Source organism: Sphingopyxis sp. (assembly GCF_035250425.1).
GTDB lineage: Bacteria > Pseudomonadota > Alphaproteobacteria > Sphingomonadales > Sphingomonadaceae > Sphingopyxis.
On sequence record NZ_DATFFD010000179.1, the window covers coordinates 1 to 14022 of the forward strand.

Here is a 14022-nt window from a genome sequence, read left to right on the forward strand (position 1 = left end):
ACCTCCGTGCCGCGGCCTTTCCCTGGGCCTTGGCATTGAGCGACCCACGCCGGCAGGTCTCCTGGCTCGCGGGTCAGGGCTCGATGCACGCCTTCCCAGGTGACCCCAGTGGCTGATCCGAAATTTTCGGACCGGTGCATCTCGCTCGCCGCTTACAGTTGCAGGGACAGCCTCGGCTTCGGGGGTTCAGGACGAACCCCGTTACCGCGTTCCCATTTTAAGCCCTTCCGGGCACCGGCGCGATCATGCGCGAGGCAAGCCCCGCACGCGTCGCTCATAGCGGAACGGCGGTTTTGCGCAAACGGCTTTATTGGCGTTCGACGAGCGGCGCTTAGGGCAGGAGCTGTCCCTCATTGCGCCGCGGCATCGGGGCGACGAAGCGCAGGACCAGCGCCGTCAGGACAAGCCAGACGGTCGAAACGAGGATCGCCGTCGGCAGCGACGCAAGGTCGGCGATCAGGCCGAGCGCATAGGCGCCTAGCGCCATCGCGCCGAAGGTTACCGCCTGATAGATCGACAGGCAGCGGCCGAGGATTTCCTCGGGCGAACGGAGTTGCATCGCGACGTTGAGCGTCGTCAGCATCGACACCCACGCGCCTCCTGCGACAAAGGCGGCAACTATGGTCCACGGCAGGCTGGCGGTCAGCGCGACCGGCAGCATCGCGGCGGCAAAGATGAGCGAGGCGGCGGTCACCACCCGGTCGCTGCCCCAGCGGTGCCGTGCCGAACTCACCAACAGCGCACCGAAGATCGACCCCGCGCCGAAGGCGGCGAGGCAGAGCCCATAGATGACCTCGGTCCCGTGCAGCCGGTCGCGGACGAGCGACGGCAGCAGCGCCTGGAACCCCGCGGCGCCGAAACCGAAGGCGAAGCCGCGGATGAGCACGCGGCGTACCGGGTCCGACTGCGCGCAGAAACGGATGCCCGCGGCGATCGCGGTCAGCATCGAGGTGCGGCGCCGCGGAGTGGTTTCGGGATGCCAGCGCAGCAGCACGACGATCAGCACGATATAGCTGATCGCATTGAGGCCAAAGGCCGCTGCCGCCCCGACAATCGAGATCAGCAGCCCGCCCAGCGCCGGGCCGACGCTGCGCGCAAGGTTATAGGCGATGGTGTTGAGCGCGATCGCCTGCGGCAGATCCCTTGGACCGACTTGCAGCCGCACTGACGCCTGCCACGCCGGGCCGTTGAGCGCGGTCCCGCATCCGACCGCGAGGGTGAAGAACAGCAGGGTCAGTGGGGTGATCGCGTCGAGATAGGTGGTTAGCGTGAGCAGCGCGGACACGATGAGCATCCCCGTCTGCGCCGCGAGCATCACGCGTCGCCGGTCGAAATTATCCGCGATCGCGCCCGCGAAAACGCCGAGCAGCAGGATCGGGATCGTCGCGCCCGCCTGCACCAGCGCGATCAGCAGGTGCGAGCTCGTGAGTTCGGTCATCAGCCACGCGGCGGCGACCGACTGGATCATCGACCCCATGTTCGACGCGAGGTTCGCGATCCATATCGCGCGAAACGCCGGGTAGCGGAAGGGCGCAAGCGCGGAGGGCGGGAGCGTGGAGGGTGGGGGCGGCGTGTCGGGACTCACATGTCGTCGCGTAACCCGGCCCGCCACCCTCGGCAAGGCCGCGCTATTCGGTCAGTTCGAAACTGGCTTCGGATCCCTCGGCCGACGACGGCCCGACCCACAGCTTGAACTCGCCGGGTTCGCTGCCCCAGCTCATATCCTGCCGCGTGAAAGCCAGGTCGGCGTCGGTCAGGGTGAAGCGGATCGTTCGTTTCTCGCCCTTCTTGAGGCTGATCTTCTCGAAGCCCTTCAGCTCCTTCACCGGCCGCGTCACCGATCCGACGAGGTCGCGGACATAGAGCTGCACGACCTCCTCGCCATCGCGCGCGCCGCTGTTGGTCACTGTGACGGTCGCGGTCAGTTTCTCACCCGGACGGATTTTCGCCTTGTCGAGCGACACCGGCGAATAAGCGAAGCTCGTGTAGCTGAGGCCGTAGCCGAACGGATAAAGCGGAGTGTTCGGCGTATCGAGATAGCGCGAGACATATTTGGCGTTCGGATCCTCGGGCTTGATCGGCCGCCCGGTGTTTTTCATGTCGTAATGGATCGGCACCTGCCCGACGTTGCGCGGGAAGGTCACCGGCAATTTGCCCGACGGGTTGTAGTCGCCATAGAGAATATCGGCGATCGCATGGCCGCCCATCGTGCCCGGATACCAGGCATCGAGGATCGCATCGACATTGGCGTCGGCCCACTCAATGCTGTTCGGACGCCCGCTCATCAGCACGAGGATGATCGGCTTTCCGGTCTTTTTCAGCTCTTCGAGCAGCGCCTGCTGGTTGCCGGGCAGGTCGAGCGAGGTGCGGCTCGCCGCCTCGCCGGTCATGTTCCAATGCTCGCCCATCGCGGCGACGATGACGTCCGATTTCTGCGCCAGCGCGATCGCCTCGGCAAAACCGTCGCGCTTGCCCGCGTCGGCGAACTGATAGCCGGCGCCCCTGGCATAGGCGACGGTCGTGCCCTTGGGGGCGCGTGCCTGCATCCCTTCGAGCAGCGTCACCGGCCGCTCCTTGCGGTCGCCCGCGGCGGACCAGCTGCCGATCATATCTTCTTTGCTGTTGCCAAGCGGGCCGATCACCGCGATCGATTTCGCGGTTGCCGCGAGGGGCAGGGCACCCGCCTTGTTCTTCAGCAGCACGATCGACTTGCGCGCGACGTCGCGCGCGGCTTCGAGGAAATCGGGGCGATAGACGGTCGCCTTTTCGCGCGCCTCGTCCGAATAGCGATAGGGATCCTCGAACAGGCCGAGGCGATATTTCATTTCGAGGATCGCCTTCACCGCCTCATCGACACGTTTGACGTCGACCTTGCCCTCGGCCACCGACTTGGCGAGGTGATCCATGAACACCGCGCCCTGCAGATCCATATCGACCCCGGCGTTGATCGCCTGTTCGCCGGCCTGCTTCAGGTCGCGTGAATAGCCGTGCGGGACCATTTCGTTGATCGACGTGTAATCGGTTACGATGAAACCCTTGAAGCCCCATTTCTTGCGCAGCACGTCGGTCAGCAGATAGTGACTGCCCGAGGCCGGGACGCCGTCATATTCGTTGAACGAGGTCATGAAGGTGGCGGCGCCAGCGTCGGCCGCGGCCTTGAACGGCGGCAGATAGACATCGCGCAGCGTGCGTTCGGAAATGTCGACCGTGTGGTAATCGCGGCCCGCCTGCGCCGCGCCATAGGCGGCGAAATGCTTGGCGGTCGCGAGCACCGTGTCGACGCGCTTCAGATCGTCGCCCTGAAAACCGCGCACGCGTGCGACCGCGATCCTGCTGCCGAGGTAGACATCCTCGCCCGCGCCCTCCGACATGCGGCCCCAGCGCGGGTCGCGCGCGACGTCGACCATCGGTGCGAAGGTCCAGTGAATGCCCTCCGCCGATGCCTCGGTGGCCGAAATTCTTGCTGCTTTTTCAATAGCCTTTAAGTCCCAGCTCGCCGCTTCGCCGAGCGAGATGGGGAAGATGGTGCGGTGGCCGTGGACGACGTCATAACCGAAGAGCAGGGGGATCTTCAACCGTGTCTCTTCGACCGCCAACCGTTGCAGTTCGCGTGTATATTTTGCGGTGAAGGCGTTGAAGATCGACCCGATGCGACCCTTGCGAATATCGTCCTGATAGCCCTGACGTATCGTCGGGCCGGTGGAATCCCAATCGCTGGTCAGCAGCGACAATTGCCCGACCTTCTCGTCGAGCGTCATCTTCGCCATCAGGTCGGCGATGAAGCGATCCATCTTCGGATCGGGACGCATCCAGCCCGCGGAATCCATGGGAGCCGTCTCGTTCGTGCTCGTTATGGGCTTTGCCATCAGCGGGGCGGGGGAGAGCTGTCCCGCCACCATCAGGGTGGCCAGCGTCAGGCATGTGAGGTTGCGCGTCATCGGCGGCATGATTCGTCCTTCCCAGTCGGGTTTGCTTATACATTGTCACGCGGATTGGCCGAATTTCGGCCGAAAACCGGCTGGTCCCCGATTGCATCCATCTGTGTCGCTTCCCCCTATACAGTGATCGTGAAACCGGTTACAAATCAAAAAAACAACGACGCGATTTCCCGCGATTCGTCGCTGCACCGGAGGCAAGGCCGGCCAGCGAATGAGGCGAAAGCGGGGAATGTCGGGGCGCTTAAAAGGGAGGATGCCGTGAAGTTTCCGCATGATTTTCAGACCAATTCTGCACGCCAGTCGCGTGCCCGAACGCTTGCTGCCGCGCTGGCATGGAGCAGTGCCGGAGCTGCGCTCGCCGTCGGGGTGGCGACACCTGCGTATGCCCAAGTGTCGAACGCCTCGCTGCGCGGCACGGTAAAGGCCGAGGGCGGCGTGTCCCAGGTCACCGCGATCAACGTCAACACCGGTCTAACCCGCACCGCGACGGTTGGCGCGAGCGGCAGCTACAATATCGCCTCGCTGCCGGTCGGAACCTATCGGCTTGAAATCACGACGCCGGGCGGCGTGCGCAACACCGACGAATTCACCCTCTCGGTCGGACAGAGCGCCGTGCTCGATTTCGACTTCTCGCAGCCCGACATCGCCGAGGGCGGCGACGACGCGATCATCGTTACCGGCACCCGCATCCGTTCGATGGAGGGCGGCGAGGTCGGCTCGAACATCACTCAGCGCCAGATCGAGGTGTTGCCGCAGAACAACCGCAACTTCCTGGCCTTTGCCGACCTCGCGCCGGGCGTCCAGTTCGTGACCGGCAGCACAGGCCAGTCGCGCCTGCAGGGCGGCGCCCAGGACAGCCGCGGCGTCAACATCTTCATCGATGGCGTCGGGCAAAAGGACTATATCCTCAAGAACGGCATCACCGGCCAGGATTCGACGCAGGGCAACCCCTTCCCGCAGCTTGCGGTCGGCGAATATCGCGTGATTTCGTCGAACTATAAGGCCGAGTTCGACCAGGTCAGCTCGGTTGCGATCACCGCGGTGACCAAGTCGGGCACCAACGAATTCCACGGCGAAGCCTTCATCGATTTCACCAATCAGAGCCTGCGTGACGCGCGTCCGAGCGAACTGACGACGGGCAAGGTCAAGACCAAGGATTTCCAGTTCGGCGGCGCGCTGGGCGGCCCGATCATCAAGGATGTGCTGCACTTCTTCGTGACCTATGAAGGCAAGCGCCAGCAGCAGCCGGTCGATGTCCGTCCGGGACTCAGCCTTCCCGTCACCTATTTTCCGTCCGAATATCAGGACGTGTTCGGTCCGACCAATTCGACGTTCAACGAAGATCTCTATTTCGGCAAACTCAATTTCCAGCCGTCGAGCAGTGACCTGATCGAGCTGTCAGGCAAATATCGCAAGGAAAGCGGCGAATTCCTGAGCAGCGGCATCAACGCGCGCAGCACGATCAGCTCGCAGGATGTCGAGGAACTGCGCATCACCGGGCGCTGGGAGCATACCGCCGACAACTGGATCAACGATTTCAAGCTGACCTACGAAGACGTCAAATGGGCGCCGACCCCGACCGAATTCGGCAACGGCTTTCTCTTTGCATATGCCGGCCCTTCGCCCACCAATCCCCAGCCGGGCGTCGTTGTCCGCGGCGACGTCCTGCGCGTTGGCGGCGGCAGCAACTTCCAGGAGAAGGGGCAGAAGGGCTGGGGTATTCAGAACGACTTTACCTGGACCGGGTTCGAGGGTCATACGATCAAGGTCGGCGCCAAGGCGAAATGGGTCGAACTCAATTCGCTGCAGCTCAACAGCTTCAACCCTGTCTATACCTATAACCCGGCGTTCAACCCGGGTGGCGGCACCTTCAACGACGATGTGCCCTACCGCGTCCAGTTCGGCGCCTCGACGGGCAATGGCGACCCGATCATCAATTCGAAGAATTTCCAGTTCGGCGTCTATGTGCAGGATGATTGGGAGATCACCGACCGTCTGACGCTGAACCTCGGCGTGCGCTGGGATTATGAGCGCACCCCCGCCTTCCTCGACTTCGTCCATCCCGCCGACGCGGTGAACGCGGTGTCGCCGGCCAATTATCCGAATCTGGTGAACGCCGATTACGACATCCGCGACTTCATATCGACGGGCAGCGAGCGCAAGGCGTTCAAGGGCGCGTGGCAGCCGCGCATCGGCTTCAGCTACGAACTCGACGACGAAGGGCGCTTTGTGGTGTTCGGCGGGGCCGGCCGTTCGTATGACCGCAACCAGTTCGATTTCCTGCAACAGGAAATCAGCGTCGGATCCTTCACCACGCGGACGTTCAACTTCATCACCGGCGATCCGAACAACACTTGTGCCCCCGGGCCGACCTGTGTGCCGTGGAACCCGATCTACCTGACCGAAGCGGGCCGCCAGCAGCTGCTCGCCGGGGCTGGGGCGGGCGGTGGCCGCGAGCTGCGCTTCATCGACAACGACCTGAAGGTTCCCTATTCGGACCAGTTCAGCCTGGGCTTCCGCGCCAGGGTAACTCCGTTGTTCGAGGCCGAGGTCGGCTATAGCCATATCGAGTCGAAGGACGGTTTTGCCTATCTGCTCGGAAACCGTCGCCCCGACGGCACTTTCTTCCCGCCGGCCCCCGCAGCGCCGAACTCACCCTTCGGTTTCGCGCCTCCGGGCTTCGGGTCGATCATCATCGGAACCAACGGGATCGAAACCAGCGCCGACACGGGCTATCTCAAACTCGTCAAGAATTACACCGTGGCATCGCCGTGGAGCTTCTCGGCAACCTATACTTATACCCAAGCCGAGGAAAACCGGCAGTTTGGCGAGACCTTCAGCCTCGATTTCCCGTCGCTGGAGGACTATACCGTTACGCGCTCGAGCGGGGTACGCAAGCATCGGCTCGTCGCGACGGGTTCGGTCGATCTGCCGATCGGCGTGACGCTGTCGGGCAAGTTCCAGATCGCGTCGCCGCCCTACCTCAAGGCGTTCATCAACCAAGGCGGAGCGAACCCCAGCCGCACGGTCATCTCGAACGAGGCCGACGGCAATGGTGATCGCTGGGGCTTCCGTCAGATGGACGTCGCGATCACAAAATATATCCCGTTCAAGTTCATCAGCGAGGAATCGCGCTTGCGCCTTCGCGTCGACATTCTGAACCTGTTCAACGATCGCAACTATGTCGATTACAACAACGACCCGTCGTCGCCCCGCTACCTCGAAATTTCGGGCATTGGCGTTGGCGGGAACACGCCGCGGACGGTAAAGCTATCGGCCGGATTCTCTTTCTGACCGGCTGACCAGGCGCTCGGCCCGCACCCCCCTCCCGCGGGCCGGGCGCCTAATTTTTGGAGTATCGAATGTCGTTCCGGATTGGGGCGCTTGCCCTGCCGCTGGTGGCGCTGACCACCGCCTGCGCTGTTACGCCCGGATCGTCCCCTGCGGCTCCGGTCGCGACAACCCACCCTCCGGTGCCGCTGCCGCCGCTGACCGAGGCGGCCTTTTCCGAAGAGCTGACCCAGCGCACCTTCCGCTATTTCTGGGACACCACCGATACCGAGCGGTGCCTCGCGCCCGATCGCTGGCCGAGCAACCCCTTTTCGTCGATCGCGGCAACGGGTTTCGCGCTGACCGCGTACGGCATCGGCGCCGAGCGCGGCTATGTGACGCGCGCCGAGGCGGCGCTGCGCACGCGCGACTGCCTGCGTTTCTACTGGACCGCACCGCAGGGGCCGGCGGCCGCGGGCACCACGGGCTACAAGGGCTTCTTTTATCATTTCCTGAAGAATGACGACGGTACGCGCCACAAGACGACCGAATTGTCGACCGTCGACACCAGCCTGTTCCTCGGCGGCGCGCTGTTCGCGCAAAGCTATTATGACCGGAACGATCCGGTCGAGGCCGAGATCCGTGACCTGGCCGAGAAAATCTACACCCGCGTCGACTGGACCTTCGTCCAGCGCACCAACACCGGCACCGATGCGCGCAACCTCGCGGGTTCGCACGGCATCACCATGGGGTGGAAGCCCGAGAAGGGTTTCGAGACGCACGACTGGGTCGGTTATAACGAGGGCATGCTCGTCTATGTCCTCGCGCTCGGTTCGCCGACGCACCCCGTCGGCAAGGACGCGTGGGACAAGGGCTGGGCCGCCGAACTCGAAAAGGACTGGGGCACCTATCACGGGCAGCAGCATTTGCAGTTCGAGCCTTTGTTCGGCCATCAATATAGCCATGTCTGGGTGGATTTCCGCGGCATCCGCGACGATTTCATGCGCGGCAAAGGCATCGACTATTTCGAGAACAGCCGCCGCGCGACGCTGGCGCAGCGCGCCTATGGCGCCGACAATCCGAACAAATGGACGGGCTACAGCGCCGATGTCTGGGGCTGGACCGCGTCCGACGGGCCGGGATATTCGAAGGACAAATATAGCGTCGGCGGAACCCCGCGCTTCTTCAACGGCTATATGGCACGCGGCGTCAGCGCGATCCGCGTCGTCGACGACGGAACGGTCGTCCCGACCGCGGCGGGCGGCTCGGTCGCCTTCGCGCCCGAAGTGGCGATCCCCGCGCTGATGGCGATGCGCACGCAATATGGTCCGCGCCTCTATACGCGCTACGGCTTCAAGGATGCGTTCAACCCCAGCTTCACCTTCGCCGAGCCGAATATGCGCAGCGGCACGGTCGACCCGGTCCACGGCTGGGTCGCCAACGACTATCTCGGCATCGATCAGGGGCCGATCCTCGCGATGATGGAAAACCATCGCAGCGGCTTCGTGTGGAAGGTGATGCGGGGGAACCCGCATATCGTCCGCGGGCTCCAGCGCATCGGCTTCACCGGCGGCTGGCTCGACAAGGCCAAGGCAGAGTAAGCACCCCGGCTTTCGCCGGGGCACTGGAGTGTCAGCAGCCCTTGCCGATACACAGGTCGGCGACCACCGGATAATGATCGGACGGCAGCTTGCCGCCATTCTGATCGGTCAGCGTCGCATGGCGCAGCACCTGCACATCGTCGCTGACGAAGATATGGTCGATCGGGCTCGGGTCCATCTGCGCGATCTTGAAGCCGGTGAAGGTGCCGAGCGGGCCGTAATGCGGCGTGCGGCTGATGATGCGGCTGTCGCGGAGCGCGCCTTTGCCCGGCTCGACGATCGCGGCATAGGGATTGCTCGTCGCGGGGCTGTTGAAGTCGCCCATCAGTAGCGCGGTTTCGCCCGGCTTGCGCTGTCCGTCGATCCAGCGGCGGATCTGACGGGCGCTTTCCTGCCGCGCGACCTCGCCGATATGGTCGAAATGGGTGTTCACGACGAGCAAATTGCGCTTCGCGGCCCGGTCGTGGAGCCGCGCCCAGGTCGCGATGCGCGGCAGTGCGGCGTCCCATCCCTTGCTCGGGGTGTCCGGCGTGGGCGACAGCCAGAAGGTGCCCGATCCGACCAAGGTGAAGCGGTCGCGGCGGAAACCCAGCGGCGAATATTCGCCCTTTTCCTTGCCGTCGTCGCGCGCGACCCCGACGAATTGATAGCCGGGCAGGTCGGCCTCGACCGCCTGTTTCTGGTGATGCAGCACCTCCTGCATCCCGACAAAATCGGGCGCCTGATAGGCGACGAGCGCGATCAGCGCGCCGCGCCGGTGCGGCCAGGCGTTGTCGCCGTCCGAGGCGAGGTCGAGCCGGATGTTATAGGTCATCGCCTCATAATGATCGGCGCGTTCTTTCGCGGCGGCGGGAAGGGCAAGCAGCGCCGCGGCGGCGAGGATCAGTGCGTTTTTCATCCGAGATTCCCTCCATTGGCGGCGATCACGCTGCTGTAGAAACGCGCGCTGCGTTTCGGCGTGCGCACCTGCGTTTCATAATCGACATGCACGATGCCGAAGCGCTTCGAGAAACCCAGCGACCATTCGAGATTGTCGAGCAGCGACCAGGCCATATAGCCGCGCACGTCGACGCCCTTCCGGATCGCATCGCCGATCGCCGAGATATGGGTGCGCAGATAATCGCAGCGCAGCGGATCGTCGATCCCGTCGGGGCCGGCGGTCGGAGGATCGTAGAAGGCCGCGCCATTCTCGGTGATATAGACGGGAATATCGCCATAGGTGTCGCGGAACCAGACGAGCATGTCGGTCAGCGCGGGCGGATAGACCTCCCAGTCGGTCGTCGTGTGCGTCGCGATCTGCTTCACCGGCGAGGCGCCGACGGGCCACTGGTTCGGGTCGGCCTTCACGACGTTGCGCGTGTAATAGTTGATCCCGATGAAATCGACCGGCTGGCAGATCGCCTTCAGGTCCTCGGCCGGCCATTCGGGCCATGCCTCGCCGAACACGTCGGCGAGTTCGGCGGGGTACGAACCTTTCAGCGCCGGGTCGAGATATTGGCGGTTCATATAGGCATGCGCGCGCGCGGTCGCGGCAATATCCTCGGCGCTGTCGCTCGCCGGATATTTGGGCTCGATATTGACGACGAGTCCGATCTCGTGCGCGCCTTCGCTGCGATAGGCCTGCACGGCTGCCCCATGCGCGCGCATCAGATTGTGGCTCGCGATCGGGGTTTCGAACAAATTGCGGTGGCCGGGCGCGAGCGCGCCGTGGAGATAGCCGCCGTCGGTGATCACCCAGGGTTCGTTGAGCGTCACCCACTTCTTCACGCGCCCGTCGAGGCGACGGTACATCACCGAACCATATTCCGCGAACCACGCCGCGCTGTCGCGGTTCAGCCAGCCGCCCTTGTCGTCGAGCGTCGCGGGCAGGTCCCAATGGTGCAGCGTCAGCAGCGGTTCGATGTCATTCTTCAGCAACTCGTCGACCAGCCGCTCGTAAAAATCGAGCCCCGGCTCGTTCACGCGCCCGATGCCCTCGGGCAGCACGCGGCCCCAGTTGACGCTGAAGCGATAGGCTTTCAGCCCCAGTTCCTTCATCAGCGCGACGTCGGCGGGCATGCGGTTATAATGGTCGCACGCGATATCGCCGGTGTCGCCCTTGACCGCCATCAGCCGCGGGTCGTGGCTGAACCGCTGCCAGATGCTCGCGCCCGCACCGTCGGCGAGCGGCGATCCTTCGATCTGATAGGCGGCCGTGGCGGCGCCCCACAGGAAATCGTCGGGGAAAATCGTTTGCGTCATTTGTCGTCCTTGTCGGTATTCATCGGGGAGGGGAGTTTCTGTTCGAGCAGCCAGGCGTAGAGCGCCGGGTCGTCATAGGCGGGATCCCAGCTATTGTGGCCGAGGTCGGGGTAGATGGAGAGGCGGACCTTGCGGCCGCCGCATGCGCGGATCGCGCGCACCATGTCGAAGCTGCCTTCGGGCGTGACGACGTCGTCGCGGTCGCCGTGAAAGGCCCAGACGGGCAGATCCATCAACCGGCACGCCTCGCCCGGATTGCCACGCCCGGCAACGGCGGCGACTGCGGCAAAACGTTTCGGTTCGGCAATGGCCCAGCGCCAGCTGGCGTGGCCGCCGCGGCTGAGGCCGGTGAGATATACGCGCGCGGGATCGATGCGATACGTCTTGGCGACATGGTCAACGAGCGCGTCGAGCTTTTGGATGTCCCAATCCTGATCGGTGCCGAGCAATGGCGACACGGTCAGGAAAGGGAAGGCCGGGTCGCGCTCGGCGATCTTGGGCGGGCCGTGGACCTTGACCTTCGCGACATCGTCGCCGCGCTCGCCCGATCCGTGGAGAAAAATCAGCAGCGGATATTGCTTCGCGGTGTCGGTCCGATAGCCCTTCGGCACGAACAGTTGATAGGGATAATTGCCGGCCTCGATCGGCTGCTGCGGCGTCTGCCCTTCGACCGGCATGGTCTTGGTTTTTGCGGCGGCGGGCGAAGCGGCGAGGGCGAGGCCGAGCAATGCCGCGGTCCAATATGTCATGCATCTGTCCTTGGTTATATGGCTCATCCCTTGACGCTCCCGGTCAGGAGGCCGGTCAGGTAAAAGCGCTGGAGCGCGAGGAAGAGGATGAGCACGGGCAGCGTGGTGACGACCGCGCCCGCCATCATCAGCTCATTGTCCTGCACATGCTGGCGGCTCATCGCGGCGAGCGCGACGGGCAGCGTGTAGAGATCCTGATCGGCGAGGATGATCAGCGGCCACATGAAATCGTTCCAGCTGCCGAGGAAGACGAAGAGCGCGAGCGTGACGACGATCGGGGTCAGGATCGGCAGGACGATGCGGCGCAATATCTGGCCCTCGCTCGCGCCGTCGATCCGCGCCGCCTCGAGCATTTCGTCGGGGATCGAGAGGCAATATTGGCGGACGAGGAAGATGCCGAAGATGCCCGCGAGCCACGGCACCAGCGCGCCCGCATAGCTGTTGACGAGCCCCATCGCCTTCAGTTCGAGGAACAAGGGCAGCATCCCGATCTGCCCCGGCACGACGAGCGCCGCGACGAGCAGGCGGAAGGTCGCGTCGCGGCCCTTGAAGCGCAGCTTGGCGAAGGCGTAGCCTGCGGGGATGGTGAACAGCAGCGCGAGCGCGGTCGCGAGCGTCGAGATCAGCAGGCTGTTGAGCAGGAAGCGCCCGATGCCGAAGGTGCCGAACAACATGCGGTAATTGTCGAGGCCGGGATCACTCGGCAGCAGCGGCGGCGGGAACCCTGACGCCTCGCCGCGCGCCATGAAGCTGACCGAGAGCATCCAGAGCAGGGGTGCGATGGTGAGCAGCGCGACGAGCGCGGCGAGCAAGGTCACGGACCAGCGGCGCAGGCTCATATCGCGCCGCCCCGCCTGGCCAGCCGCAACTGCACCAAAGTTACCGCAAGGATGCAGAGGAACAACAGGAAGGCGACCGCCGCGCCCGACCCGAGGTTCCACCATTTGAACCCCTCCTCATACATGAAATAGAGGATGGTGACGGTCGACTGGGCGGGGCCGCCCTGCGTCATCACATAGGGTTCGGCGAATAGCTGGAACATGCCCGCGACGGTCAGCACCGAGACGAGCAGCACCGTGGGCGCGATGGCGGGCAGGGTGACGTGGCGGAGGCGCGTGAACCAGCCCGCGCCGTCGATCCGCGCCGCCTCGTCGAGCTCGCGCGGCACCGTCTGGAGCGCGGCGAGGAAGATGATCATGTTATAGCCGAAGGTCTTCCAGCCGACGAAGATCAGGATCGCGGGCAGCGACGCATGCGGATCGCCGAGCCAGTCGATCGGCGCGATGCCGAACAGCGAGAGCAGGTAATTGACGAGGCCGTAGCGCGTGTGGAGCAGGTAGCGCCACACCACCGCGGTCGCGACGAGCGTCGTCACATAGGGCGCGAACAGCGCGACGCGCCACACCGGCCGCCATTTGAGCCATCGCGAGTTGACGAGCATCGCGGCGAACAGCGACAGCGCGACGATGAAGGGCACGCCGAAGCCGACGAACAGCAAGGTGTTCGTCACCGCTTTCCAGAACAGCGGGTTGCCGATCAGCCTTTCGTAATTATCGAAACCGACGAAGCGCAGATTGCCGATGTCGGCGAGCGCGTAGATGTCGAAATCGGTGAAGCTCAGGGCCAGCGACGCGGCCGCCGGCAGGACGAAGAAGAGGATGATCGCGGCAAGCGCGGGCGACGACATCGCCCAACCCGCGCGCGCTTCGCTGACCCGGCCAGCGGCGCTCGCGCTTTGGTTAGTTCGCCGCTGCGCGCTCACCGCGCGCGTCCCTTCTCCAGCATCCAGCGCCGCTTTTCGAGCAAGCGGTCGGCGCGGACGTCGATCTCTTTCGCGGCCTCGTCGACGCTATACTGGCCGCGCACCATACGCTCGGCGACGATCTGCATTTCGGTGACGATGCGCTCCCACTCGGGCACCTTGGGCAGCGGTGTCGCATGGTCGAGCTGGGTCGCGAAGGGCGCCACGATCGGATCGTCCGCCAACCCCGCCTTCGCCCACACCGACCGCCGCGCGGGCAAGTCGCCAGTGAGCTGCTGGAATTTGAGCTGCGCGGCGGGCGCCATCAGCCGCGACACCATATCCCATGCCGCATCGCCTTGGTCGTTACCCGCGAATACGACGAGGCTCGATCCGCCCGGCGCCGCCGATCCGATACCGTCGGGGCCGGGGTTCGGTGCGGTTGCCCAATTGTCTTGCATCGCGGGGGCAAGGCGGGTCTT

At 64.4% G+C, this 14022-nt stretch carries 9 protein-coding genes, 1 pseudogene and 1 riboswitch; of the genes and pseudogenes, 2 read left to right on the forward strand and 8 right to left on the reverse strand.

Going from position 1 to position 14022, the window contains the following annotated elements:
* Positions 1–34: 34 nt before the first annotated feature.
* Positions 35–253: riboswitch (cobalamin riboswitch) on the reverse strand.
* 78 nt (positions 254–331) lie between these two features.
* Positions 332–1585, reverse strand: coding sequence for an MFS transporter (locus tag VJ811_RS10775; RefSeq protein WP_324072269.1), 1254 nt, complete (start codon positions 1583–1585; stop codon positions 332–334).
* Positions 1586–1628: 43 nt separating this feature from the next.
* The gene (gene bglX, locus VJ811_RS10780) at positions 1629–3947 is read right to left on the reverse strand and encodes a beta-glucosidase BglX (protein WP_324072270.1); all 2319 of its coding nucleotides are present in this window, start codon (positions 3945–3947) and stop codon (positions 1629–1631) included.
* 249 nt (positions 3948–4196) lie between these two features.
* Here bglX and VJ811_RS10785 point away from each other — a divergent pair, with 249 nt between their 5' ends.
* Both VJ811_RS10785 and VJ811_RS10790 read left to right on the forward strand, forming a co-directional pair.
* Positions 4197–7232 carry a TonB-dependent receptor gene (locus tag VJ811_RS10785; protein ID WP_324072271.1) on the forward strand — a complete coding sequence of 1012 codons (3036 nt, stop codon included), beginning with the start codon at positions 4197–4199 and terminating at the stop codon, positions 7230–7232.
* A gap of 68 nt (positions 7233–7300) precedes the next feature.
* Entirely contained in the window at positions 7301–8809 is a 1509-nt protein-coding gene (locus tag VJ811_RS10790) for a glucoamylase family protein (RefSeq protein WP_324072272.1), read from the forward strand.
* Positions 8810–8840: 31 nt separating this feature from the next.
* Here the strand turns inward: VJ811_RS10790 and VJ811_RS10795 are convergent, their stop codons facing one another.
* The 6 genes and pseudogenes from VJ811_RS10795 to VJ811_RS10820 form a co-directional block, all read right to left on the reverse strand.
* A complete protein-coding gene (locus tag VJ811_RS10795) occupies positions 8841–9707 on the reverse strand; it encodes an endonuclease/exonuclease/phosphatase family protein (RefSeq protein ID WP_324072273.1) in 867 nt (288 codons plus the stop codon).
* Entirely contained in the window at positions 9704–11050 is a 1347-nt protein-coding gene (locus VJ811_RS10800) for a GH1 family beta-glucosidase (protein WP_324072274.1), read from the reverse strand. The genes VJ811_RS10795 and VJ811_RS10800 overlap by 4 nt, the downstream gene beginning before the upstream one ends.
* Positions 11047–11799 (reverse strand): alpha/beta hydrolase-fold protein, encoded by a 753-nt coding sequence (locus VJ811_RS10805; RefSeq protein ID WP_324072275.1) that lies wholly within the window; start codon positions 11797–11799, stop codon positions 11047–11049. The genes VJ811_RS10800 and VJ811_RS10805 overlap by 4 nt, the downstream gene beginning before the upstream one ends.
* A gap of 23 nt (positions 11800–11822) precedes the next feature.
* Complete coding sequence (locus VJ811_RS10810; protein ID WP_324072276.1) at positions 11823–12638, reverse strand: carbohydrate ABC transporter permease; 816 nt, start codon at positions 12636–12638, stop codon at positions 11823–11825.
* Positions 12635–13561 carry a sugar ABC transporter permease gene (locus VJ811_RS10815; protein WP_324072277.1) on the reverse strand — a complete coding sequence of 309 codons (927 nt, stop codon included), beginning with the start codon at positions 13559–13561 and terminating at the stop codon, positions 12635–12637. The genes VJ811_RS10810 and VJ811_RS10815 overlap by 4 nt, the downstream gene beginning before the upstream one ends.
* Positions 13558–14022: pseudogene (locus VJ811_RS10820) on the reverse strand (ABC transporter substrate-binding protein); the annotation flags it as partial. The pseudogene VJ811_RS10820 and the gene VJ811_RS10815, both read right to left, overlap by 4 nt.

What these genes read in the sequence shown, in the direction of transcription:
- bglX (WP_324072270.1), bottom strand. Translation starts at nt 3,947, where the DNA reads ATGCCGCCGATGACGCGCAACCTCACATGCCTGACGCTGGCCACCCTG.
- VJ811_RS10790 (WP_324072272.1), top strand. Translation starts at nt 7,301, where the DNA reads ATGTCGTTCCGGATTGGGGCGCTTGCCCTGCCGCTGGTGGCGCTGACC.
- VJ811_RS10795 (WP_324072273.1), bottom strand. Translation starts at nt 9,707, where the DNA reads ATGAAAAACGCACTGATCCTCGCCGCCGCGGCGCTGCTTGCCCTTCCC.
- VJ811_RS10800 (WP_324072274.1), bottom strand. Translation starts at nt 11,050, where the DNA reads ATGACGCAAACGATTTTCCCCGACGATTTCCTGTGGGGCGCCGCCACG.
- VJ811_RS10805 (WP_324072275.1), bottom strand. Translation starts at nt 11,799, where the DNA reads ATGACATATTGGACCGCGGCATTGCTCGGCCTCGCCCTCGCCGCTTCG.
- VJ811_RS10810 (WP_324072276.1), bottom strand. Translation starts at nt 12,638, where the DNA reads ATGAGCCTGCGCCGCTGGTCCGTGACCTTGCTCGCCGCGCTCGTCGCG.